This is a genomic window from Bacillus sp. es.036 (assembly GCF_002563635.1).
Taxonomy (GTDB): domain Bacteria; phylum Bacillota; class Bacilli; order Bacillales; family Guptibacillaceae; genus Guptibacillus.
In genome coordinates this window covers 784487-806478 of record NZ_PDIZ01000001.1, presented here as the reverse complement: position 1 = coordinate 806478, position 21992 = coordinate 784487, and the positions used below count along the sequence as shown (strand labels likewise).

The window sequence follows — 21992 nt, the reverse complement described above, 5'->3', positions numbered from 1 at the left end:
TCCCCCCTATTTACGTAGCTTTGGATCAAATGCATCTCTAAGGCCGTCACCAAGAAGGTTAAAGGCAATCATAATCAATGAAATGATAATAGATGGCCATAGCACAAGATGCGGATAAATTTGTAGACTCTTAAATCCGTTGTTGATAATGGATCCTAGTGAAGCCTCTGGTGGGCGTAGTCCAAGACCGATAAAGCTTAGGAACGCCTCGAAGAATATTGCACTCGGAATGGTAAACATCGTTGTAATAATAATTTGTCCTAACACGTTTGGAATTAAGTGCTTCCCAATTACTCGTCCGCTTGTAGCTCCTAAAGTACGAGAAGCCAATACAAACTCTTGTGTTTTAAGTTTTAAAACTTGTCCTCGAACTATCCGCGACATCCCTATCCAGCCGGTGACTGATAAGGCCAAAATGATCGAGAATATACCTGGTTCAAATATTAAAATAAAGAGAATAATCAAAATTAAGTTTGGAATACCAACTAGCACTTCAATAATACGCTGGAGATAATTATCCACTCGTCCACCGTAATAGGCGGAAATACCACCGTAAGCTACTCCAATTACAAAATCAATAAACGCTGCTGCTGCTGCGATAAAGAGAGAAATACGCGTTCCTTGCCATACACGCGTCCACTGGTCTCGACCGAACTCATCGGTACCAAACCAGAAGTATTCGTCTTCATAACCTTTTGCTTCGTACTGATCCGTTCCACGAATATCGACCCCATTTACACCGAGGAAATCAACATTTTCCAAAACAGGAACTTTTGCTGGGAGCTTGGCACGCGTTAATTCTTGTTCCGAATATGAGTGTTCATTCATTCCCGGCCCAAAAATCGCAAGTAAAATAATCGCAACGATGATAATCAGTCCAGTAATAGCCCCTGGATTCTTTTTTAGTCTTCTCCACGCATCTTTCCAAAACCCTGTGCTTTCACGTGCTATTTGTTCATTTTCAGAAGAATCAATTTTAGCGGGTTGAAACATGTCGTCTGAGATGTCGTGTAGCTTTTCTTGTTTCATACTCATTAACTCTTACCTCCCGCTAGACGAATTCGAGGATCAATAATACCATACATAATATCTACCAATAAGATAACAACAATAAATAATATACTGAAGAAAAGCGTTGTACCCATAATAATTGGGAAATCGTTTGTTAAAATCGAGTTAACGAATTTTTCACCAAGTCCTGGAATAACAAAAATTTGCTCAATTACGAGAGTACCTGTCATTAGACCTACAACCAGTGGTCCCATAATGGTAATGATAGGTATAGAAGCATTACGGATTGTATGTCTAATAACAACCGCTGTGCTACTTAAGCCTTTTGCCTTCGCTGTTATAATATAGTCCTGTCCAAGAACTTCTAACATTTCCGTTCTCATAAAACGAGCTATAGTTGCCACAACAATCGAAGCTATTGCAATCGTTGGCATGATCGTATAGGCGAAGCCATCCCAGTAAGCTACTGGTAAAAGCTGCCACTTTACGCCAAACCAGTATTGCATAAGGCCAGCGATAACGAAGTTTGGAATGGAAATACCTAGAACGGCAATCACCATTGTTCCATAATCAAGGAATGAATTGTGTTTTAATGCTGCAATGATTCCAAGGAAAAGACCAATAATCGTTCCAACTACTAAGGACTGTAATCCAAGGTAAGCAGATGGTCCAATACGCTCACCGATAATTGTTGATACTTCACGGCCATCCTGCTGGAAGGAAACACCGAGGTCACCAGATAATAAGTTCTTCATATAATTGAAGTACTGTACTGGAATTGGATCGTTCAAACCGTATTTATCATTCAATTGAACAATTTGTGTTTCTGTTAGCTTATCCTGGTTATTAAACGGTGTACCAGGGAGAAGCTTCATTAGAAAAAATGTTAGCGAAGCAATAATTAGGAAGGTAATCAACATTGATATGATTCTTCCGCCAATATAACGTCCCACTACAACCAACCTCCTCAAAAGATACCTGCCTGTTTATTATAAGTCGAAAAATGGAATTTCACTAGAATAAATTTTCTATCTATTTCATATCTAGGTTACTTTTCGACATATTTCTTATTACAGGTAAAAAAGAGAGTATATGTCAGGATGACATATACTCTCCTGAAAATCTAATCTTATTTTTCAATCTTGATCCATTTGTAAGATGAGTCAGCTCCAAAGGAGTGAACATAGAAGTTCTTAACGTAATCCTTTTTAAGGACTGCGTTACCTTTTTGGTAAGTAGGAACGATTGCAATGTCCTCTTCCATTAGAACTTTCTCAGCATCTTGCATCATTTTCCAACGCTTCGCTTCATCTGTTTCTTTCTTAGCTCCTGAAACTAACTCGTCATACTTCTCGCTTGAGTAACCCATGCGGTTGTATGCGCCGTCTGTTTCAAACATATAAAGGAACGTCATTGGATCTGGATAGTCAGGTCCCCAACCACCAGTTGAGATATCAAAGTCGCCTGAATCTTCAAGCTCAAGGAACTGTTTCCAAGGCTGCTTGTTGATTGTAAGTGTAAGACCGTCAAGCTTTGTTTCAAACTGATCTTTAGCATATTCTGCAATTTTAGCAGCAAGCTCATTATCAGTTGTTAGGAATTCAAGTTCAACAGAATCTGTACCTAGTGCTTCAAGTCCAGCTTCCCAAGCTTTTTTCGCTTCTTCTTCACCTTGATCAGCATAGAAGCCGTCTGGAGCGAATTCGCGGAAGTCATCACCTTCTGGACCTTTTACAAAGTCTTTTGGCACAAAATATTTAGCTGCAATTGATCCGTTGTTAAGAAGTACATTTACAAGTCCTTCGCGGTCATATGCAAGGTAAAGTGCTTTACGGATATCTTTGTTCGCTAGTGCTTCAGTTTCCTGGTTTAGACGCATGAAGTACATTGTAGGATCGACAAGAGTTGAGAACTCTTCGTTGTCCTTGAACTGGTCGACGAAGTCAGCTGATAGACCTGCACGGTCAATCTTGCCTGTTTCGTATAGATTAACTGTTGTCGCTGTATCTTGTACAACTTTAGTTGTAACTTTTTCAAGGTTTACAGTGTCAGCATCCCAATACTCAGGGTTTTTCTCGAAAGTCCAGCCTTCACCGTGATTCCACTCAGAGAATACGAATGGTCCGTTGTAAAGCATCGTGTCAGCTTCTAGTGCAAAATTATCGCCTTGCTCTTCAGCATAACCTTCTGGTTGTGGATAGAAAGTTGCAAAAGTTAGCAATGATTTGAAATAAGGAACTTGATTTTCTACAGTAATTTCAAGTGTTTTCTCGTCTACTGCTTTAGCTCCAAGCTCTTCTACTTTACCGTAAAGAGGATCGCCTTCAGTAATGATCGCATTACCGTTCTTGATTCCTGCAGTACCAAACATAGAAGCGTAAGGAGAAATTGTATCTGGATTTAGTGCTTTATGCCAAGCATAGATGAAATCTCCTGCTACGACATCAGATCCGTCAGACCATTTAGCGTCATCGCGAATTGTGAATGTGTAAACAGTTTCACCGTCTTTTTCTTCTTCTTCTGGTTCGTCAGCAGCCATACCAAGTGTAGGCTCGTTATTTTCGTCAAGACGATAAAGTCCTTCGAAAACCTGGTTCATTGCTTTAAAAGATGTGTTATCAGTAGCTTGAGTTGTATCCATTGAAGGAATTTCAGCTGTTTCTACTAAGTTAAGTACTTGTTCAGCAGAACCGCCTTCTCCGTCGCCTTCTCCGCCACTGTTCCCCCCGTTGTTTGAGCCGCCGCCGCAAGCCGACAGGAATACGCTCAATACAAGCACAAGAGATAGGACAAGCGTCCATCTTGATTTCTTCATGCTGTGTGACCTCCCTTAAAATATGTAGCTATAAAAGCTAGTAATCCGCATGACGAAATTCATCAAATTATCCAACAATTTACGAGAGATTTTTTTGATTCGTTTCGCCCACAACTCGTATTATACAAGTTTTCTAACTATTTTGCATACACAATTTTTACACTGATTTACAAAAACCGCGTCACCATTACGTTTGCATAACAGAAAATAGTTCTTTAGTCCTGGTATAAATTCTCTGGTTTATGGGTAACATTTTAATTTTTACAATGAAATGTATGAAAATCTATCTCCCCCCCTTACCTGAAAGTATACAGTATACGTTCGTGTATACTGTATGCATGTCGCGAAATATTCTGAAATATGAACGGTGTGTAAAGTCCTTACATATTCTACGCTTTTTTTCGTTTGTTTATTGTTCTTGAACCATTCTTTTTTTATACTTAATAATAGAAAGAAAATTGGGGGTTACTATGAAATCACTTACATTTAAGTCAGGTATACTGGTTTTCCTGGCTATTGTTGCTTCAATGATCATATCGATTACATCTGATGTAGGGTTTGGCTTACAGCCAGTGTCCGATATTCTCTTTATGATTGCTCTCGGAATGTTACTAATCGGTGCAGCTCTTCATGTGGTTCAGACTGGCTTCTTCGACGGCATCGTGTATTCCTTCAAACGCTATTTTCGAAATACAGCCAAACGCCAAATGATTGAAGAAGATCATTCTGAAATTAAATATCAGCTGGATTATGATAACCCCATTACTTATCCTCTTCTACTTGCTGGTGCTTTTTGTACGATCATTACGATTATAATTTCCATTGCTCTCATTCAGTAGCTAACTTGTTGCATCGAATGAAATCATTGCGCTATACTAGTAACGTAGAAGGATACAGAACGGCTTTGAGGAAGAGTAGTACAAATTGCTGTGTTTATAGAGAGCCTGTGGTTGGTGAAAACAGGTAACACACGTTTTGGAATGGACTTCTGAGCCCCTTTGCTGAACGAGTAAGTAGGCATTGGCGTGAGCATTCACGTTACCACTAGCGGTATTCATTACCATAAGTGATCCAGTCTTACTGGATAAGCAGGGTGGCACCACGGTCCATTCGTCCCTAGCAATAAAGGGAGGAATGGACCTTTTTGTATTCAATTTTATTGATATTGAGAGGAGCACTACACAATGAGCGTAATTTTTTCCGGAATTCAACCTAGTGGTACATTAACAATTGGTAACTACTTAGGAGCAATGAAACATTTTACTGACATGCAGGGCGATAATGAATGTTACTTTTGTGTCGTTAACCAACATGCCATCACAGTCCCTCAAGAAAAACAGGCGTTAAAACAAAACTCAAGAAGTCTTGCCGCACTCTACCTGGCATCAGGGATTGATCCCGAAAAATCGACGTTATTTATTCAGTCTGAAGTACCCGCTCATGCGCAGCTTGCATGGATGCTACAATGCGTATCTTATATCGGCGAACTTGAGCGTATGACGCAATTTAAAGATAAATCTACTGGGAAAGATGCTGTAAGCGCAGGTCTTCTAACGTATCCACCATTAATGGCTGCAGATATCCTTTTATATGGTACAGAAATTGTTCCTGTAGGCGATGACCAAAAACAGCACATTGAACTGACGCGAAATCTTGCCGAGCGTTTTAATCGTAAATATAACGACATCTTCGTTATGCCTGATGCTCGCATTCCTAAAGTTGGAGCGCGTATTATGTCACTTCAGGACCCATCGAAAAAAATGAGTAAATCTGACTCCAATCAAAATGCCTATATTTCGATGCTTGATGAGCCTGCAACGATTATAAAAAAAGTAAAACGTGCTGTAACGGATTCTGATGGCATTGTCCGATATGACAAAGAAGAGAAACCAGCTATTTCAAACCTGTTAACGATCTACTCTCTTTGTTCTGGAAAAAGTGTGGAAGAAATTGAATCGCTTTATGATGGCAAAGGCTATGGTGACTTTAAAGCAGAGCTCGGAGAAGTGATTGCTGAAACATTAAGACCGATCCAAGAACGATACAACGAACTCATTGCATCAGCTGAGTTAGATGACATTCTTGATCATGGTGCTGAAAAAGCAAATCGTAAAGCTTCTAAAATGCTAGCAAAAGCAGAGCGTGCGATGGGTCTTGAGAGAAAAAGAAGATAATTTGATCCAATTAACAAAGAAGAAGGCTGCCGTCAGCAGCCTTCTTCTTTTAGTTTACATGCGTTCCCTTTTCAAGTTCCCATATTTTTTCAAAATACGGTTGCCCTTTAATAATCCGCTCACAAATTTGCTCATGTTTTGCTGACCAACCTGCTTTCACTTCTCGATATAGCCCTTCCCATGCCTCGTCCATTTCCATGTTTTGAATCTGCACATATTTTTTTGGTTGGCATTCTGTGAACCAATACCGAATTTCAGCTGAGTTCCCACTTGAGTAGAGCTGATCTAGTGCCATAAACAAAAGCTGTTTTAACTGTCTTTCCTTTCGTGTTAGCCCCATCATAATATCTGGTCCTGGTGAAAGAATATGATGCTCCTTCACAGGTTGATCCGTTTCAAATGGGTAACGTGTTGCTTCAATATCTGCCACCATTTCATAAACCGCTTTTTCCTGTCTTGGAATCACTCGACTTTTGCGAATCGGAATCTTATATCCTAATGTATCAATCACGATAACACCTCTGCCATCCGTAGCCAGGAAGCAATATTCTAAAGGTGATCGTTCATTGTTCTTTCGAATATAGCTCTGTTGAAAAACATCATTAAGCAAACTCTCCGGAAGCTCAGTAAGATCATTCTCGATATAATGATACAAGACCGATTCTACCTTAATGACAGGCACTTGATCCAATAGTTCAATAAAATCATCTTTTCGCCACTCATGGAAATTACATACGTTGTATCCATTCTCTTCGCCCTCAAACCAATTCACCCAAACATCTCGCAAATACAACATCTGGCTACCCCTCACTTCGCTACTGTTTGTAAAAACAGTATAGTCAGGACCAAGTTAAATTATTCCATAATCAATATATTATTAAGAAAAGATTAATAGAACACTGAAAAGCGGAGCGGGCCCGTTTAAATCCGCAGGATGTTGGAGCCTTTTTGAATGAGACGCTTTTTGTCTCAATCAAAAAGGCGAAACAGCCGGAGGATTTGGCCCGCGCAGCTAGAACACCGAAAAGCGAAAGTGGGCGGTTAGACACGGCAGGCACTGGAGGCATCCAAATTGAACACGCCCTTTGTGTTCGAGTTGGATGGTGAAGTGACCGAGTGTCTGCCCACTGCAGCTGGATCTCACGAAAAGCGGAAGTGGGCGTTTAGGGTCGACAAGCGCTGGAGGCATTTCAAAAGAACACGGTCTTTGTGTTCATTTGAAATGGTGAAGCGATCGAGACCCTGCCCACTGCAGCTGGATCATGAAAAGCGGAGCGGGCCCGCTTAAATCCGCAGGATGTTGGAGCCTTTTTGAATGAGACTCTTTTTGTCTCAATCAAAAAGGTGAAACAGCCGAAGGATTTGGCCCGCGTAGCTGGATCATGAAAAGCGGAGACGAGCGTTTAGAAATAAAGATATTTCAGATAAAAAAATAACCCCCGGGATTTCCCCCAGAGGTTACGTTCTTTACTTCACGAATTTCTTAAACACCAACGTTGCATTGTGACCACCAAAACCAAGTGAATTATTCATAACAGCTTTCACTTCAGCTTTGCGGGCTTTATTTGGCACATAGTCAAGATCACAGTTTGGATCTGGCGTTTCGTAGTTAATCGTAGGTGGAAGAATTCCTTCTTCTAACACCTTTGCACAGAATACACCTTCAACTGCGCCAGCTGCTCCAAGTAAATGACCAGTCATCGACTTTGTCGAACTAACAGCAAGCTTATAAGCATGCTCTCCAAACACAGACTTAATCGCGGCAGTTTCAAACTTGTCGTTATAATCTGTACTTGTTCCGTGTGCGTTAATATAGCCAATATCGGTTGGAGAAAGACCAGCATCATCAATTGCTTGTTGCATGGCTCTTGCACCACCTTCTCCTTCAGGTGCAGGTTGCGTAACGTGATACGCATCACCAGTAGAACCGTAACCTACGATTTCTGCATAAATTTTTGCACCGCGTTTTTCAGCAGACTCAAGGCTTTCAATGACAAGAATTCCAGCACCTTCTCCAATGACAAACCCATCACGGTTTGCATCAAATGGGCGACTTGCAGATGCTGGGTCAGCATTAGTAGATAGTGCTTTCATTGAACCAAATCCAGCTACGCTCATGCTTGTAATCGGCGCTTCAGATCCACCGGTGATCATCACATCCGCATCACCTCGCTGAATCACTTTAAACGAATCACCGATTGAGTTCGTTCCTGAAGCACAGGCAGTTACGGTACATGAGTTAATTCCTTTTGCTCCAAGCATAATGGAAACTTGACCTGACGCCATATCTGGAATCATCATCGGAACGAAGAATGGACTAACGCGACGAGCGCCTTTATCCATGAACGTACGGAATTGTGATTCATACGTTTCCATACCGCCTATACCTGATCCGATCCAAACGCCAACTCTCTCAGCATTTTCTTCATTAATCTTTAAACCAGCATCTTCAACAGCCATTTGAGAAGCGGCTACAGCAAACTGTGTAAACCTGTCCATTTTACGAGCTTCTTTACGGTCCATGAATTTTTCTGGATCAAATTCAAGCGCTTCTCCTGAAACTTTTGCTGCGAACTGATCTTTATCTAAACGAGTTAATGGGTTGATCCCAGAAACACCATTCAATACATTTGTCCACGTTTCCTCTAATGAATTTCCAAGTGGGGAAACTGTCCCCAACCCGGTAATAACAACTCTTCTCTTCATTTATACCAGCGCTCCTTTTTTCACTACTACCGTTTTAGCGTCCTAATTTGAGGGCAACGGCTCCCCAAGTTAAACCGCCTCCGAAACCAACAAGAATCACAACATCGTCATCCTTCACTCTGCCTTCTTCCATTGCTTCTGAAAGCGCAATTGGAATGGTCGATGATGATGTATTTCCATACTTCTTCACCGTTGTTGCCATCTTTTCAACCGGGAGTTCCAGTCGTTGTCTGGATGCTTCCATAATTCTGATATTTGCCTGATGAGGAATTAAGAAATCAACATCTTCCTTTGTTAAACCGGCCTTATCAATCACATTAATAGCTGACTGACCCATTTGTCTTACGGCAAACTTAAACACTTCTCTGCCGTTCATTGCCATAAAGCCATTTGGCTCCTGGTAGAGATGCTTGGCACCTGCCCCATCTGAACCAAGTTCAAATGAAAGGATCCCTCTTCCTTCTGTTACTGGGCCAATGACTGCAGCTCCAGCACCATCACCAAAGAGAACCGCGGTGTTTCGATCTTCCCAGTCCGTAATTTTCGAAAGTTTTTCAACCCCTACAACTAGGATGTTTTTGTAAGTATCGTTGTTAATGAACTGTCCAGCTGTAATCATGCCATACATGAAACCTGCACAAGCTGCACTTAAATCCATTGCAGCAGCATTAGTTGCTCCTAGTTTCTCTTGAAGCAAACAGCCAACTGATGGAAATGGATAGTCTGGAGTTACGGTCGCAACTAAAATAAGGTCCAGATCTTCCGCTTTTATATTAGCATCTTCAAGGGCTTTTTTTGAAGCTAAATAAGCCATATCCGATGTATTCATATCATCATCTGCGATTCTTCTTTCCTCGATACCTGTTCGAGTGCGGATCCATTCGTCAGATGTATCAACCATTTTCTCTAAGTCGTGGTTGGTTAATACACGTTCTGGTACATAATGTCCTACACCTAGTAAACCAGCGTTCATCTTGAATTTCCCCTTTATAGGATATTTTCGTACTTAAAACCAATCTTTAGTAGCTGGTACTAATTTTAAGCCATATTGAATGATTTGTCTACCTGACTGCCTAGCACACACCTTTTGCGCGCGCGCTTCATAAGCTAAGCTATAAGTAAACTTTATTGAAGGAGGATAGATGGATGTATCCGTATTATCAGCAACAGTCATATTATCATCAACCCTCTGGCTATCAACCGTATCAGCAACAGCCGTTCACACCTTATCCGCCTTATCCACCACCCTATCAGGGGCAAAATTATCATCCCGGTGGGCAGCCCTACTACCCCCATCCTTATTACCAACAACCATACGGTCCTTATCAGGGATATCCCGGTGGGCAGCCATTTATGAACCAGTTCAAAAAGCAAAACGGCCAATATGACTTTCCTAAAATGATGAATACAGTTCAACAAATCACACCTATGGTAAAACAAATGGGATCATTGCTTAACTTATTCGTAAAATAATTGAAAAGACGTGGCTTCACGTCTTTTCAATTCATTTGGAAAGAAACAGCATGCTTCCTGCACTAATAAATAATAAGATACCAGAGATGACCATTAAACTAAAACTGCCAATCAAGATGCCTATCAATAAGCCACCAAGTGGGACAAACCAGATCCAGAAAGCTTTACGGCCCATTTTATACTCTCCTTACTCCTGTGCATCCTGCTTTCCAAGCTCATAAGCATCATCCATCGCTTTAAGAAAGAGCTGAAGTAGCGGCTGCATTTTTTCAAGATCAAGTTCAATGTCCTGTTCACCGAGCGATTGTTTCGCTTCAGGTAAATACTTCATTGCAATTTGCATAAATCTCATGTTTTGATCCATTTCATTCACTCCTATTTCACTTTCGCCTAAAAGGCTCACCCTCTATTATAACGACAAATACGGCGTATTGAAATGCTCCCATGCTTCTCGCTGTCCGGAAACCATTTTCAATACCATTGCAGCCTGTCCTCTATGGTATGCTTCATGATCAATTAAATGGCTAATAATCCATTCAGGAGAATAGCGAAGCGTTTCCCCATTAATCGTAATTTCTGGTCCAGGCTTCCGGTATTCCACGTCTGATAACTGATTAAAATACGCTCGAATATAATCACGAGCTTCGGCAAGACGAGCTAAGAACCAGGAAAGTTCTTTGTCATCAGGTGCAGCGATAACTTGTGCTTCCTGAAAATAGTACCGCTCTTTCTCTTCCTCTGTTACACTTTCACCCATAAGCGCATTTTTCACCCACCAAAGCTCGATTTGTGCAATATGAAGTAAGTAAGCTCCTACTGTAGGAAAACTTGAGTATCCATAGTGAAGTTCCTGAAATTCAATGTCACTTACCATTGAAAGAAGTTTTCCCCTCGTTTCCTTTAAAGCTTGAAGGCCATGAGAGGAATCATGTACATCATAATTACCAAGTGTTTTTTCAATCATCCAGAATCTTCCCTTCTCAGTCAGTGAAATTACGTTAAGTAGATTGAAGGATCAAATGCGATCATTTTTTCAGTGTGCAGACGCTGTTGGTGCAGTCCTTCTTCAATAGACGTGATGTTTGTAAAACCAAGCTTACTTGCACATTGTTTGTTTGAAATCCCACACCTTAGTTTCTTTTCACCATGTAAGTCTATTGAATCTCCTATACACCATTCGACTCCTCTTTGCCATTCTCCTTCTCTTCCACTCGTTAGATTGAACGTTTCTGACTGTTCACGCCGTATTGCGGCTTGATAAATGGACTCACAAACGTCTTTTACATATACAGCATCGAAATGAGCGTTTAACCCTTCTTCCTCATATTTAAGTGGAAGCTTATGATGTAAGAAATAGTGTTGAAAAACATGATGGGACGGTTGCCACGGACCATATACAAGCGGCAGACGTAAAATTTTTACGATATCACTTTTTCGATTCAGAAGAATGTGTTCCTCTGCTGATTTTAGCTTTCCAACATTCGAATGAGGATGATGAGGCGTTCTTTCCGTAATACTTCCATACCGTGTACCAAATACCTCTGTGCTCGATAAATGAACGAGCACTTTTCCTTTGGAAGCTTCCACTACGTTTCGAGTACAATCCAGACTATTTTCAATCATTTTTGAACCTTGTTTCATATTTATAACTTTTGGAGAACTAAGGTGAAAAATCGTATCACAGTCTTTCGATAGATGATCTAAGGAAGCTTCCTCAATCCGACTGTTTATTTGTTTGTAATTCGCGTTTCTCAGAAGCATCATTTCTTTCATCTCATATTCAGCTTTTCTTCTTTCCTCTACTTTCCCATCGATTCCTACGACTTCAATTCCTTTATTTAAAAGAAAATCGGTTAAATGATAACCAATAAACCCTAACCCACCCGTTATAAACACTTTCTTCATATTCCCACCTCAACTTCTTTAAGAATACTTTTCTTTCAGTACGATCATTCTAATAGCGTTATCATTGTCGCTGATTGAAAAGGGAGGATTTTTATCATGGAGCTACATCATGGAAATCTATTTTGGCCAACAACTGTAGAAAAGGCACGATCATTTCCAGAACTTACAACCACCGTTACATGTGATGTGTTAATCATTGGTGGAGGAATGTCAGGATCAGTTATGGCCAGAATGCTTGCAGACTACCATATCGATACCGTTTTAATTGAAAAAGATACAATTGCCTCTGGAAGTACTTCTGCGAATACTGGTCTTCTCCAATTTTCTAATGACGCCATGTTAATAGACCTTATCGACCAGTTCGGGAAAGAAAAAGCTGTCTATTTCTATAAGCTTTGTTTAAAGGCAATTGATGAACTCGATAAGTATAACGCCACTTTAAAAGAAAAAACCGATTTCAAGCGGGCGGAGAGCCTTTATTTCGCAAGTAATGAACACCATGCTAAAAAACTGAAAAAGGAGTACGATGCTTTAATAGAACATGGTTTTAACGCTGATTATTTAGATTCCACTGCCATTGAAAACCTCTACTCCTTCAAGGCACCTGCGGGAATCTACACGAAAGCCGAGGCAGAAGTAAATCCCTATAAATTCGCCCTAGCTCTTGCAAGTCATGCAGCCGATCTAGGTGTGAACATATTTGAACATACTGAAGTGCTTTCTCACCAATTTCATAATAAAGAACTAATTTTCCAAACTGAAAAGGGAGAAATTCGTACGAAACACGTTATCTATGCAACTGGCTATGGAACACAAGAGTTTGCCAAAACAAAAGGCGCCCTACTAGAGCGCACCTATACAATCGCAACAGAACCCATTGACCAATTTCCTGGTTGGCACAACCAATCACTCATTTGGGAAACGGATCGCCCATACTACTATTTAAGGACAACTCCAGATCGCCGTATCCTCATTGGTGGATTGGATGCCAATTTAAATAAAGAAGAAAAGCTAGAACAGGAAGGTCAGCAATTGTTGAATAAACTGCATGAACTGTTTCCTTCCATCGAAACGTCAATTGCTTTTGAATGGAGTGCCATCTTCGGCTCAACGAAAGACGGTCTTCCTTACATTGGGAAGCACCCCAAATATGACGGCGTCTATTTTATGCTTGGTTATGGTGGAAACGGTACAGTTTACAGTATGCTTGGTGCTGAAATCCTTAAAGATCTTATTTTATACGGGCATCATCCAGCAATGGACATTACAAGACTGAAGCGTTAGTTACTTAGAGCTTTTCATGTTCTTGAAAAAAGCGAACCATTTTTTTACCTAGGGATTGATAGCTATCGCTTAATAGTGCAAGTTCAATGGGATAGCCAATCTCCCTCTGAACACGTTCATACACTCGAATTTGTTCAAGCGAGTATGGACTTTTAAGCGAATGATGCCATACTTTAATCGGACAAGTAGACGTTATCATTTCTTTTTCTTCTATTTTAGAAATAACCTCTTCACTTTGAATTTCATAGGCTCGAGCCATTTCCTTGACTAACCTTTTATAAAAGAGCCGATTCAGCTGTTCTTGGTGAACAAGACTTTTCACATCAAAACAAGGATTGAATAGTGCGGCTGAACGAATGAGGGGTTGACGATTGTTTAAGAAAGCATTTGCAGCAAGAACCCCCATTCCCTCTGCGACGACATGGATCCTTGGATTAAGAATTTCTTGTTTATGCACTAGATTATAGATTCTTTCCGTTAATTTCACAGCTTTTGGTGAACCCCAGTGCCGACCATACAAGTTGCTTGTGTATACGGTATAGCCCGCATCAAGAAAATCAGCAACCATTCCTTGACGGGTGTGATTTTGCAACCAAAAACTCGTATTATCGTCTACAAAATGAGCTAAACCACCTATTATGAAAATGCCAAACCCGTTAGGCCGTTCAGGGACGAGAACGATCGTCCACTCCCCGTCTAATTGATAGGCTCGTTTACGAATACACATACTCTCCCCTCGCCCTTTTATCACTTTCTGTATAACGTATGCAAGTGGCATTTGGAAGAAAGGGTGAAGTGCCTATTTATCGGGAATTTCCCCTTTTCACTTACTAAAAAAATGATAAAAACCCCTTCCGCCATTATATGTTCCCTTTTTCCAACTATACCTTTGCATGAGTTAGGATATTTTTGGGTATTGAAAAGAAGGTGGTGATAAAGAATGAAAAAATCAACTATTCTCGTTTTTGTAGCTGTGTACCTTCTTTTTAGTATTTCTGGTTTCCTCTTTCCTTTTGACGCCGATTGGTATACCTCGTTATCAAAGCCAGACTGGACACCAGACGGCTCCGTTATCGGCATGATTTGGGCAATTCTTTTTGGTTTCATCGCATTGTCGACAGCGATTGTCTACCAAAAACGCGGCTTTGATCGCCATAATAGTGAGTACATTTCACTGCTGGGTATTAACTACATATTGAATCAAGCGTTTAGTTACTTGCAATTTAATCTTCACGCGCTGTTTGCAACCTTTATGGATGCACTGTTTATCGCGATTACAACGCTCATTCTTATCTTTCTTGCAGGCAGACAAAATCGAGTCGCAGGCTGGTTATTAGTCCCTTATTTCCTTTGGACATCCTTTGCGACTTATTTATCGTGGCTAATTTATTCGATGAATTAAAATTGATAGATGAACGGGATCGTTTTGTGGTATGATATTCGATAGAATACGTTTACAAATGAGGTGAATTTCGTGCGTTTTTTATGGGCAATTATTTGGGGTTTTCTACTGAGTAATATGATTTTCTACGTACTTGCATCCATGCAAGGCGGCCATTATGAATTTGGAGCCGCATCTCTTTTTGGAGTAGCTATAGCCGTTGCGGCAATGGTAATAGGAGAAGGTCTCATCTCCGATCCTGCAGAACAGTAAAAACAAGCGCCTTTTGCGGCGCTTGTTTTTTTGTGCAATCTTTGTTTGCTATTAGTGATGCGGTTTAGGTTCCCTTGACCACTTCCGATTTTGATTTGAACATTCAGGAAACGCCTCACCGGCACGTAGTTCAATTTGTTTCGGATCTTTCACCATTCCACCTGTCTCTCCGATTTCAATGTATACTCCATTGTTTGGCGCTTTTTGCCCAGGTGTAAACTGACGATTTTCTCCGCCCATACATCCCCCTCCTTCCACTTGTCTAAATTTGCCCCCTCTATCAGCATTCATCAGCGAATACTCTTTTATGTAACTTGACTAAAAATTTCCCTTTACAAAAATGGAAGGACTGGTGTTTAATGGTTACATGTGTCAATTTATCTTGTAACAATTACTGGAGGAGCATTACTCATGGAACTGTTGGAATTACTTAAATACGCTTTTCTTGGTTTACTACAAGGCTTCACTGAACCAATTCCAATCTCATCAAGTGGACACCTTGTCATAGCACAAAAAGTATTTGGGGTAGAAATTAAAGGACTTAGTTTTGAAATTTTAATGAACTTTGCCTCATTACTTGCGGTTCTTCTTATTTACCGCAATGACCTAATTCGCCTCACTTCTCACGGGGTACGATACGTTGTCTCTCGAGATAAAGAGTCCAAAAGCGAATTTATGTTCATCGTTTACCTTGTCGTTGCAACGATTCCTGCAGCGGTTCTCGGCTTACTATTTGAAGATTTCATTGGTGAACAATTAAAAGGTCTTAAAGTAGTAGGAGCTACCTTGATCATTACGGGTCTCGCGCTATGGCTTATTCGTAACTTGCGCGGATCAAAAGGCGAATCCGCTCTTAACTTTAAAGATGCGCTAATTGTAGGGCTAGCTCAGGCGGTGGCCTTAATTCCTGGGATTAGTCGTTCTGGTGCAACGATTGTAGCTGCCATGGGACTTGGAATGAAGCAAGAAACTGCGCTACGCTTTTCTTTCTTATTGTTTATCCCAGTTAGCGTAGGGTCAATGATCCTCAGCATTGGCGACCTTCAATTTGGCGATATGCTTATCCCTTATATTATAGCCTTTTTATTATCCCTTACAGCTTCGTACTATTCATTAAAGTGGTTTATGAATATTATGGCTCGAGGTAATTTGATTTATTTCTCCATTTATTGCTTTATCGTAGGAGCACTTGTCCTTATTTTCTAACCGGCTAATGCCGGTTTTTTATATGCTTTATAACATAGAATATGACAAATACAAGGAAATGATGGTTGTAGTGGAGAAAGGTAACGTGGGATAATAGTACGTAAATTGATCCAGGGAGGCTGAAAATGAAAAAAGATACGATCAACTCTGATGCACTAAAAAAGTGGATTGCTGAAGAAGGCGAATCAATTTCATTTCAAAAAGACGAACCACTTTATATGGATGGGATGAAAGCGGATCGCCTTTTTCTTATACAGTCTGGAAACGTGCGATTAAACAAACTGACCTCCGAAGGCAGAGAACTAACGCTTCAAATTTGTCAGCCTGGTGATCTTATCGGAGAACTTGCGCTTTATACAGGGCAGCTTAACTTTTCTGCAAATGCCTGGGCGGTTGATAAAGTAAAAGCTACCTTCGTTAAACAGGCCCACCTTGAAGAAACATTAACGAGCGATGCCATCCTCGCCACTCAGTTCATGAAATTCATGGGCGAGAATTTTAGAAAAAACCAATCTAAGTTTCGAGATCTATTGTTACACGGAAAAAAAGGAGCTCTCTACTCTACTTTAATTCGTCTATCCAATACATATGGCGTCAAAAAAAACGATGACATCCTAATCGACATTCCCCTGACCAATCAAGAATTAGGCAACTTCTGCGGTCTTACAAGAGAAAGCGTCAACCGCATCCTAAGCGAACTAAAAAAAGCCAACATTGTCTCAGTCAAACAAGGAATCATCACCATTCACAACCTCGAATTCCTCCGCTGCGCCATCCACTGCGAAGACTGCCCAATAACGATTTGTAGGTTATAGGAAAAGCGGAGCGGGCCTGCTTAAATCCGCAGGATGTTGGAGCCCTTTCGAATGAGACGCTTTTTGTCTCAATCGAAAGGGCGAAACAGCCGGAGGATTTGGCCCGCGCAGCTGGATCTTATGAAAAGCGGAAGCGCCCGTTTAGACACGACAGGCACTGGAGCCATCCAAATTGAACACGCTCTTTGTGTTCGAGTTGGATGGTGAAGTGACCGAGTGTCTGCCCACTGCAGCTGGATCAAAGAAAAGCGAAGACGAGCGTTTAGAAACGGAGATATTGGAACTCTTGAACTAGAACACGCCCTTTGTGTTCTGGTGAAAGAGTGAAATATCGCAGTTTCTGAAAGTCGCAGCTGGATCATCGAAAAGCGGAGCGGGCCCGTTTAGATCCGCAGGATGTTGGAGCTCTTTCGAATGAGACGATTTTTGTCTCAATCGAAAGGGCGAAACAGCCGGAGGATTTGGCCCGCGCAGCTGGATCATCGAAAAGCCGAACCATCCCGCATAAATCCGCAGGATATCGCCCCCTTTCGACCATCAATTCCGCGATAATCTGATTTATTCCGCGAAATCGGTTAATAATTCCGCGAAAACACGAATATATCCGCGAAACTGCTCAAGCACCTTCTCAAACAAAAAACACCCATTTGGGTGTTTTAATACTTAGCCTCCACTAACCGGTGGAATAAACGCGACAACATCGCGATCGTTTATGACTTGATCTTCTTCCGCATACTCTTCATTAATCGCTGTCATCGTATGAGCAAGAGAAAGCTCAGGATAATCCTCTATCAGTTTTTGTTTCAGCTCAGAAACAGGGAGCTTTGATTCAGAGCGCTCTACCTTTTCCAAGCCAAGTTGTTCCTGCTGTTTTGCAAAGAAAAGAACAGTAATCATTCTTTCTCCTCCTTCGGTGCTCCATTTTTGTATGCCGTGTTTTCAAGCTGATCTCCTATCCATTCTTGTCCATCAGTCCAGTATTCCTTTTTCCAAATTGGGACTATTTCCTTGATTCGCTCAATCGCATAGCGACTTGCTTCATAACTTTCTGCTCGATGAGGGGATGCGACAGCAATCACAACAGCAATATCACTAATAGCTAATTTTCCGATTCGATGAACAATCGATGTTTGGACATTAGGCCACTGCTCGCGAATTTCTATTCCGATTCTTTTCAGCTGTTTTTCAGCCATAGAAGGATAGGCTTCATACTGTAGCGAAACGGTCTGCTTTTCACCAGTAAATTCTCTTACCGTGCCAATAAACGAGTTGATTGCCCCAGCTTCAGGACGGATCACGCTAGTTATTACTTGATTAATATCAATCTCTTCAGAAGTTATCTTATAATATTCCATTGTTACCCTCTCCTAACATGCTTCAACACATCTTCTATACAGTCGTACATTTGATCATAAAAGTAGCTATTATCAACCGAAACATCGTGAGCTTCTTTCACAATCGTTCCAATGATGTGAGTTTTGTTTAACAAGTGAAGATCATCTTTATTTCTTAAAAGCACAATCTTTGGATAGTTCTCATCTTTGAACCCTTCCACTAAAATAAGATCAAGATCAAATGAATCGTATAAACGAACTAACTGTTCAAGTTCCCATTCGCTTCCCTGCGTTGCATGAATAGAAACCATTCCGCCACCGCTAACCCCCGTAACAACGGCTCCGGCATTCCGATGGCGTCCTGTATCTTTTTTCTCATCATATACGTCAGGTCTTCCGTGTCCATGATGCTTAATCACGCCAACCTTTATGCCGTGTGATGACGCTTGTTCAATCATTTTTTCAGCAAAAAGCGTCTTCCCACTATTTTGGTACCCTACGACCTGAATCACCGGCGTTTTTACCACGTAGCTGATCCATCCTCACGAAGATGGAGTAGTTCAACTGTATCTCCAGCCTCGAATCCACGTGTTCCTCCAGGTAATACGACAAAAGCATTTGCTTCGGCGAGAGAGGTCACGCTTCCTGATTTATCAAGTCCCGTTGGTTTCACATAAAGTCGACCGTTTTTCTCCTCTACTCTACTTCGTACAAACCTTGTGAACGGGTTAGGTTTTGGAAAGTTCGTTAACAGTTCTCCCTGGCTTTTCATGCGATAAGGATACTTCGAAAAGAGCGCACGCTTAATGATGGGTCTTGCGAATAACTCAAAGCCTACAAAACAGGCAGAAGGATTTCCAGATAGACCAAATAGTAATTTCCCATTCCATTCAGCAACCGTCGTCACACTACCCGGTCTCATTCCTACTTTATTAAATAACACCGTTGCCCCTAATTTCTCATAGATCGCAGGAAGGTAATCATAATCGCCTACCGATACGCCTCCCGTTGTAATGAGAAAATCTACTTTTGTTAACGCAGCTTTGATTGAAGAAAAACTCGTTTCAAAGTTATCCTCTAATTTTCCAAAATAAAGCGGTGTGGCTCCCGCCTCCTTTACCTGTCCTTCGATCATAGGTGAATTACTATTCCGTATCTTTCCTGGTTGAAGCGCTTGATCAGGATCCAATAGTTCTGTACCAGTAGCGTATATGCCTACTTCCGGTTTACGAGCAACTGGAACGTTTGCATATCCAAACGTTGCAAGAAGCGCCTTCACGCCAGGCGTAATGAGAGTCCCTTTTTCAATAAGTACGGTTCCTTCCTGTGTATCTTCTCCACGTAAAGAAAGATTGTCTCCCTTAACTACTTTCCGCTTCACCTGAATGAATGGCTGATCTTCTTCCTCGATTTCTTGAACAAGTTCAAGCATGAACACTGCATTCGTCCCTTCAGGTATAGCGGCCCCCGTCATAATACGAATCGCCTCGTTTTTCTCAGGGACTTTGGAGGCCACAGTGCCTGCTCCAATTTCTTCAATAACTTTCAATTTAACTGGCGTATCTTTCGAAGCTTCATATGTATCTTCCGCTCGGATCGCAAAGCCATCATAAGGTGAACGATCAAATGGTGGAACATCATGATCGGCTTTAACGGCGACTCCGAGATGGCGCCCATCGCTTTCTTCTAATAGCACTGTTTCAAGCGTTCCTTCATAAGAGAGGTTCATTACCTTTTGAACAGCTTCTTCCACTGTGATTGGTTTTCTTCTCTCGACCATCATCTCATCTCCATCTGTTCACATTTTCCTCTTCATTGTAACAAAAATTCGCTCATTTCGTTTAAATGGAAAACTCGAATGAATAAAGAAGGCCGTGAATAGATTGTTAGTGATGCATCTTATATGGAAAGGAGTGATGATCATGCCTCAAAAAGAATATTGGGTTAAGCCTGGCGATACGCTGCTTAAAATTGCAGAATCGCACGATCAATCCGTGAATGAAATCAAGCAAATGAACCAGCTTAATTCAAACATCATTTACGTTGGACAAATGCTACGAATCCCCTCTTCTTCTACTAACCATACGTATACCGTAAAACAGGGTGATACATTATTAAGTATTTCAGAAGATTACCGTGTTCCAGTTGAAGAAGTTAGAGAGCTAAATCAACTGCCATCTAACCTTATTTATGTTGGTCAGCACCTTGAACTCCCACTAAACCGTTCTCGATCAATGCGCATTGACTATACAGTAAAAGCAGGAGACAGTCTATACACCATTGCCCAAAATTATGGTACGACAGCTCAAAGTATTCAGGTGATGAATGATTTAACATCAGATGCGCTCTCAATAGGTCAAACATTGAAAATTCCAGTATATACAGAAGTCGTTGTGAAAGCTGACCGAGCGAATGTAAGAACTGGCCCAGGCAAAGGGTATAATATCATTGCTCAAATGAGAACTGGAGCAAAGCTTGCGGTTGAAGGTATTCGTGGAAATTGGTACAAAGTGCAGTTATATGATGGTACGACTGGGTGGATAGCAGATAGCCTCGTTACATTTAAAGCGTATGGAGATGAAAAGCCGGTATCGCGGATTATCGGTTACTATACGCTTGAAGAAGGCCCGTCGCTCCCTTCTTCTTATAAATCATTTGTTTCAAATCGATCCGCCCTTTCGCAGCTAGCTCTGTTTCTTTTTCGGATCAGCCAAGAGAATCCAACAACAATTGAGAAGTTCGGCAAGTTTAGCGATAGAGAAATTGAGAAACTCGTCCAGCTTGCCCATGATCAAAACATTAAAATCATGCCTGTTGTGCATAACTTACTGTATAAAAGGGGCGACACCGAACCAAGTAAGAAGGTAGTTCAGACACTCGTTTCAAGCGAGGAAAACCGAAGAGCATTTGCAAAAAATCTCGTTAAATTAATCGAAAAATATAATTTTGATGGGGTCGATATTGACATTGAAGACGTCTATATTGAAGATGCGGATAAACTAACGCTTCTTTACCAGACAATCGGAGAAGAGCTTCGTAAGAAAGGGTATTTCTTCTCAGCAAGTGTTCCTTCAAGAGCTTCAGATGAACTCGTTAATCCATTCTCAGATCCATTTAATTATGCTGAGATCGGCAAAGCTGTTGATCAATTTATCGTGATGCTTTATAACGAATTTGGCTGGCCAGGTAGCCCTCCAGGTCCTGCCGTGACGGCCGGGTGGATGGAGAAAGTCATGACATATGCCAAAACGAGAATTCCTCCTGAAAAGTTAGTATCCGCTATTTCTGTGTTTGGTTTTGATTTTAATCTTGATAAAGAAAAAAGCACCTACGTCACGTATGATATGGCGATGAAATTAAAAAAGAAGTACAACGCCGAAGTCGAATTTGATGAAGAACGGAAAACACCTTTCTTTCGCTATACAGATGAGGAAGAAAATAAGCACGAAGTCTGGTTTGAAAACGAACAAAGCATTGAAGCAAAAATTCGGTTAGCCGATGAACTTGGTGTCCAGGGTGTTGCCTTATGGCGACTCGGTATGGAAGACCCTGCGATTTGGAAGATGATTAACGAAAAAATCGTCGTTGAACGCACAGAATAGAATAGAATAGAAA

At 41.1% G+C, this 21992-nt stretch carries 26 protein-coding genes and 1 other annotated feature; of the genes, 10 read left to right on the top strand and 16 right to left on the bottom strand.

Annotation, left to right across the window (positions count from 1 at the left end):
* Window positions 1-6: 6 nt before the first annotated feature.
* The 3 genes from opp3C to ATG70_RS04235 form a co-directional block, all read right to left on the bottom strand.
* Window positions 7-1029 (bottom strand): oligopeptide ABC transporter permease, encoded by a 1023-nt coding sequence (gene opp3C / locus ATG70_RS04245; RefSeq protein ID WP_098445710.1) that lies wholly within the window; start codon window positions 1027-1029, stop codon window positions 7-9.
* 5 nt (window positions 1030-1034) lie between these two features.
* A complete protein-coding gene (opp3b, locus tag ATG70_RS04240; RefSeq protein WP_098443125.1) occupies window positions 1035-1964 on the bottom strand; it encodes an oligopeptide ABC transporter permease in 930 nt (309 codons plus the stop codon).
* A 176-nt stretch (window positions 1965-2140) separates the two neighbouring features.
* Window positions 2141-3826 (bottom strand): peptide ABC transporter substrate-binding protein, encoded by a 1686-nt coding sequence (locus ATG70_RS04235; RefSeq protein WP_098443124.1) that lies wholly within the window; start codon window positions 3824-3826, stop codon window positions 2141-2143.
* Window positions 3827-4296: 470 nt separating this feature from the next.
* On the opposite strand from ATG70_RS04235, the gene ATG70_RS04230 reads away from it, so the two are divergent.
* Together ATG70_RS04230 and trpS are read left to right on the top strand one after the other, a co-directional pair.
* Window positions 4297-4665 carry a DUF3899 domain-containing protein gene (locus ATG70_RS04230; protein WP_098443123.1) on the top strand — a complete coding sequence of 123 codons (369 nt, stop codon included), beginning with the start codon at window positions 4297-4299 and terminating at the stop codon, window positions 4663-4665.
* A gap of 56 nt (window positions 4666-4721) precedes the next feature.
* Window positions 4722-4947: a binding site (T-box leader), on the top strand.
* Window positions 4948-5010: 63 nt separating this feature from the next.
* Window positions 5011-6000, top strand: coding sequence for a tryptophan--tRNA ligase (gene trpS, locus ATG70_RS04225; protein ID WP_098443122.1), 990 nt, complete (start codon window positions 5011-5013; stop codon window positions 5998-6000).
* A gap of 49 nt (window positions 6001-6049) precedes the next feature.
* Here the strand turns inward: trpS and ATG70_RS04220 are convergent, their stop codons facing one another.
* The gene (locus tag ATG70_RS04220) at window positions 6050-6796 is read right to left on the bottom strand and encodes a YjbA family protein (protein ID WP_098443121.1); all 747 of its coding nucleotides are present in this window, start codon (window positions 6794-6796) and stop codon (window positions 6050-6052) included.
* Window positions 6797-6948: 152 nt separating this feature from the next.
* Between ATG70_RS04220 and ATG70_RS22335 the strand changes: the two genes are divergently transcribed.
* Complete coding sequence (locus tag ATG70_RS22335; RefSeq protein ID WP_179886182.1) at window positions 6949-7107, top strand: hypothetical protein; 159 nt, start codon at window positions 6949-6951, stop codon at window positions 7105-7107.
* 360 nt (window positions 7108-7467) lie between these two features.
* Here ATG70_RS22335 and fabF read toward each other — a convergent pair whose 3' ends face one another.
* Both fabF and ATG70_RS04210 read right to left on the bottom strand, forming a co-directional pair.
* Entirely contained in the window at window positions 7468-8706 is a 1239-nt protein-coding gene (gene fabF / locus ATG70_RS04215) for a beta-ketoacyl-ACP synthase II (protein ID WP_098443120.1), read from the bottom strand.
* A 34-nt stretch (window positions 8707-8740) separates the two neighbouring features.
* A complete protein-coding gene (locus ATG70_RS04210) occupies window positions 8741-9679 on the bottom strand; it encodes a beta-ketoacyl-ACP synthase III (protein ID WP_098443119.1) in 939 nt (312 codons plus the stop codon).
* Between the two features lie 173 nt (window positions 9680-9852).
* Here ATG70_RS04210 and ATG70_RS04205 point away from each other — a divergent pair, with 173 nt between their 5' ends.
* Window positions 9853-10179 carry a YppG family protein gene (locus ATG70_RS04205; RefSeq protein WP_098443118.1) on the top strand — a complete coding sequence of 109 codons (327 nt, stop codon included), beginning with the start codon at window positions 9853-9855 and terminating at the stop codon, window positions 10177-10179.
* 31 nt (window positions 10180-10210) lie between these two features.
* Here ATG70_RS04205 and ATG70_RS22330 read toward each other — a convergent pair whose 3' ends face one another.
* Genes ATG70_RS22330 through ATG70_RS04190 form a run of 4 tightly spaced genes read right to left on the bottom strand, consistent with a single transcriptional unit; the run spans window position 10211 to window position 12084 of the window.
* Window positions 10211-10354 (bottom strand): hypothetical protein, encoded by a 144-nt coding sequence (locus ATG70_RS22330; protein WP_159782169.1) that lies wholly within the window; start codon window positions 10352-10354, stop codon window positions 10211-10213.
* A gap of 12 nt (window positions 10355-10366) precedes the next feature.
* Window positions 10367-10543 (bottom strand): ComZ family protein, encoded by a 177-nt coding sequence (locus ATG70_RS04200; RefSeq protein ID WP_098443117.1) that lies wholly within the window; start codon window positions 10541-10543, stop codon window positions 10367-10369.
* Window positions 10544-10588: 45 nt separating this feature from the next.
* On the bottom strand, window positions 10589-11143 hold the full coding sequence (locus tag ATG70_RS04195; protein ID WP_098443116.1) for a DinB family protein: 555 nt from the start codon (window positions 11141-11143) through the stop codon (window positions 10589-10591).
* Between the two features lie 29 nt (window positions 11144-11172).
* On the bottom strand, window positions 11173-12084 hold the full coding sequence (locus ATG70_RS04190; protein WP_098443115.1) for an NAD-dependent epimerase/dehydratase family protein: 912 nt from the start codon (window positions 12082-12084) through the stop codon (window positions 11173-11175).
* Window positions 12085-12180: 96 nt separating this feature from the next.
* Here ATG70_RS04190 and ATG70_RS04185 point away from each other — a divergent pair, with 96 nt between their 5' ends.
* Entirely contained in the window at window positions 12181-13368 is a 1188-nt protein-coding gene (locus ATG70_RS04185) for an NAD(P)/FAD-dependent oxidoreductase (protein ID WP_098443114.1), read from the top strand.
* Window positions 13369-13372: 4 nt separating this feature from the next.
* Here the strand turns inward: ATG70_RS04185 and ATG70_RS04180 are convergent, their stop codons facing one another.
* Window positions 13373-14095, bottom strand: coding sequence for an alpha/beta hydrolase (locus tag ATG70_RS04180; RefSeq protein ID WP_098443113.1), 723 nt, complete (start codon window positions 14093-14095; stop codon window positions 13373-13375).
* A 213-nt stretch (window positions 14096-14308) separates the two neighbouring features.
* Here ATG70_RS04180 and ATG70_RS04175 point away from each other — a divergent pair, with 213 nt between their 5' ends.
* A complete protein-coding gene (locus ATG70_RS04175; protein ID WP_098443112.1) occupies window positions 14309-14770 on the top strand; it encodes a TspO/MBR family protein in 462 nt (153 codons plus the stop codon).
* Between the two features lie 72 nt (window positions 14771-14842).
* Window positions 14843-15022 (top strand): YjzD family protein, encoded by a 180-nt coding sequence (locus ATG70_RS04170; protein ID WP_098443111.1) that lies wholly within the window; start codon window positions 14843-14845, stop codon window positions 15020-15022.
* A gap of 51 nt (window positions 15023-15073) precedes the next feature.
* On the opposite strand, the gene ATG70_RS04165 is transcribed toward ATG70_RS04170, so the two are convergent.
* Window positions 15074-15262, bottom strand: a complete 189-nt coding sequence (locus ATG70_RS04165; RefSeq protein ID WP_098443110.1) for a YjzC family protein — start codon at window positions 15260-15262, stop codon at window positions 15074-15076.
* Between the two features lie 171 nt (window positions 15263-15433).
* On the opposite strand from ATG70_RS04165, the gene ATG70_RS04160 reads away from it, so the two are divergent.
* Together ATG70_RS04160 and ATG70_RS04155 are read left to right on the top strand one after the other, a co-directional pair.
* Entirely contained in the window at window positions 15434-16228 is a 795-nt protein-coding gene (locus ATG70_RS04160; RefSeq protein ID WP_098443109.1) for an undecaprenyl-diphosphate phosphatase, read from the top strand.
* A gap of 125 nt (window positions 16229-16353) precedes the next feature.
* Window positions 16354-17043 (top strand): Crp/Fnr family transcriptional regulator, encoded by a 690-nt coding sequence (locus ATG70_RS04155; RefSeq protein ID WP_098443108.1) that lies wholly within the window; start codon window positions 16354-16356, stop codon window positions 17041-17043.
* Between the two features lie 663 nt (window positions 17044-17706).
* On the opposite strand, the gene moaD is transcribed toward ATG70_RS04155, so the two are convergent.
* Genes moaD through ATG70_RS04135 form a run of 4 tightly spaced genes read right to left on the bottom strand, consistent with a single transcriptional unit; the run spans window position 17707 to window position 20157 of the window.
* Window positions 17707-17940, bottom strand: a complete 234-nt coding sequence (gene moaD / locus ATG70_RS04150; RefSeq protein WP_098443107.1) for a molybdopterin converting factor subunit 1 — start codon at window positions 17938-17940, stop codon at window positions 17707-17709.
* Window positions 17937-18398 carry a molybdenum cofactor biosynthesis protein MoaE gene (locus ATG70_RS04145; protein ID WP_098443106.1) on the bottom strand — a complete coding sequence of 154 codons (462 nt, stop codon included), beginning with the start codon at window positions 18396-18398 and terminating at the stop codon, window positions 17937-17939. Before ATG70_RS04145 ends, moaD begins: the two co-directional genes overlap by 4 nt.
* A gap of 2 nt (window positions 18399-18400) precedes the next feature.
* Entirely contained in the window at window positions 18401-18904 is a 504-nt protein-coding gene (gene mobB / locus ATG70_RS04140) for a molybdopterin-guanine dinucleotide biosynthesis protein B (protein ID WP_179886181.1), read from the bottom strand.
* Window positions 18898-20157: a molybdopterin molybdotransferase MoeA gene (locus ATG70_RS04135; RefSeq protein WP_098443104.1), complete on the bottom strand. Its 1260-nt coding sequence runs from the start codon at window positions 20155-20157 to the stop codon at window positions 18898-18900. The genes mobB and ATG70_RS04135 overlap by 7 nt, the downstream gene beginning before the upstream one ends.
* Before the next feature lie 142 nt (window positions 20158-20299).
* Here ATG70_RS04135 and ATG70_RS04130 point away from each other — a divergent pair, with 142 nt between their 5' ends.
* Window positions 20300-21979, top strand: a complete 1680-nt coding sequence (locus tag ATG70_RS04130) for a LysM peptidoglycan-binding domain-containing protein (RefSeq protein WP_179886180.1) — start codon at window positions 20300-20302, stop codon at window positions 21977-21979.
* Window positions 21980-21992: the final 13 nt, after the last annotated feature.

Excerpts from the sequence above, each read along its gene's own strand:
- opp3C (WP_098445710.1), bottom strand. The coding sequence starts at position 1,029 with ATGAAACAAGAAAAGCTACACGACATCTCAGACGACATGTTTCAACCC.
- ATG70_RS04235 (WP_098443124.1), bottom strand. The coding sequence starts at position 3,826 with ATGAAGAAATCAAGATGGACGCTTGTCCTATCTCTTGTGCTTGTATTG.
- ATG70_RS04230 (WP_098443123.1), top strand. The coding sequence starts at position 4,297 with ATGAAATCACTTACATTTAAGTCAGGTATACTGGTTTTCCTGGCTATT.
- trpS (WP_098443122.1), top strand. The coding sequence starts at position 5,011 with ATGAGCGTAATTTTTTCCGGAATTCAACCTAGTGGTACATTAACAATT.
- ATG70_RS04220 (WP_098443121.1), bottom strand. The coding sequence starts at position 6,796 with ATGTTGTATTTGCGAGATGTTTGGGTGAATTGGTTTGAGGGCGAAGAG.
- fabF (WP_098443120.1), bottom strand. The coding sequence starts at position 8,706 with ATGAAGAGAAGAGTTGTTATTACCGGGTTGGGGACAGTTTCCCCACTT.
- ATG70_RS04210 (WP_098443119.1), bottom strand. The coding sequence starts at position 9,679 with ATGAACGCTGGTTTACTAGGTGTAGGACATTATGTACCAGAACGTGTA.
- ATG70_RS04205 (WP_098443118.1), top strand. The coding sequence starts at position 9,853 with ATGTATCCGTATTATCAGCAACAGTCATATTATCATCAACCCTCTGGC.
- ATG70_RS22330 (WP_159782169.1), bottom strand. The coding sequence starts at position 10,354 with ATGGGCCGTAAAGCTTTCTGGATCTGGTTTGTCCCACTTGGTGGCTTA.
- ATG70_RS04200 (WP_098443117.1), bottom strand. The coding sequence starts at position 10,543 with ATGGATCAAAACATGAGATTTATGCAAATTGCAATGAAGTATTTACCT.
- ATG70_RS04195 (WP_098443116.1), bottom strand. The coding sequence starts at position 11,143 with ATGATTGAAAAAACACTTGGTAATTATGATGTACATGATTCCTCTCAT.
- ATG70_RS04190 (WP_098443115.1), bottom strand. The coding sequence starts at position 12,084 with ATGAAGAAAGTGTTTATAACGGGTGGGTTAGGGTTTATTGGTTATCAT.
- ATG70_RS04185 (WP_098443114.1), top strand. The coding sequence starts at position 12,181 with ATGGAGCTACATCATGGAAATCTATTTTGGCCAACAACTGTAGAAAAG.
- ATG70_RS04180 (WP_098443113.1), bottom strand. The coding sequence starts at position 14,095 with ATGTGTATTCGTAAACGAGCCTATCAATTAGACGGGGAGTGGACGATC.
- ATG70_RS04175 (WP_098443112.1), top strand. The coding sequence starts at position 14,309 with ATGAAAAAATCAACTATTCTCGTTTTTGTAGCTGTGTACCTTCTTTTT.
- ATG70_RS04165 (WP_098443110.1), bottom strand. The coding sequence starts at position 15,262 with ATGGGCGGAGAAAATCGTCAGTTTACACCTGGGCAAAAAGCGCCAAAC.
- ATG70_RS04160 (WP_098443109.1), top strand. The coding sequence starts at position 15,434 with ATGGAACTGTTGGAATTACTTAAATACGCTTTTCTTGGTTTACTACAA.
- ATG70_RS04155 (WP_098443108.1), top strand. The coding sequence starts at position 16,354 with ATGAAAAAAGATACGATCAACTCTGATGCACTAAAAAAGTGGATTGCT.
- moaD (WP_098443107.1), bottom strand. The coding sequence starts at position 17,940 with ATGATTACTGTTCTTTTCTTTGCAAAACAGCAGGAACAACTTGGCTTG.
- ATG70_RS04145 (WP_098443106.1), bottom strand. The coding sequence starts at position 18,398 with ATGGAATATTATAAGATAACTTCTGAAGAGATTGATATTAATCAAGTA.
- ATG70_RS04135 (WP_098443104.1), bottom strand. The coding sequence starts at position 20,157 with ATGGTCGAGAGAAGAAAACCAATCACAGTGGAAGAAGCTGTTCAAAAG.
- ATG70_RS04130 (WP_179886180.1), top strand. The coding sequence starts at position 20,300 with ATGCCTCAAAAAGAATATTGGGTTAAGCCTGGCGATACGCTGCTTAAA.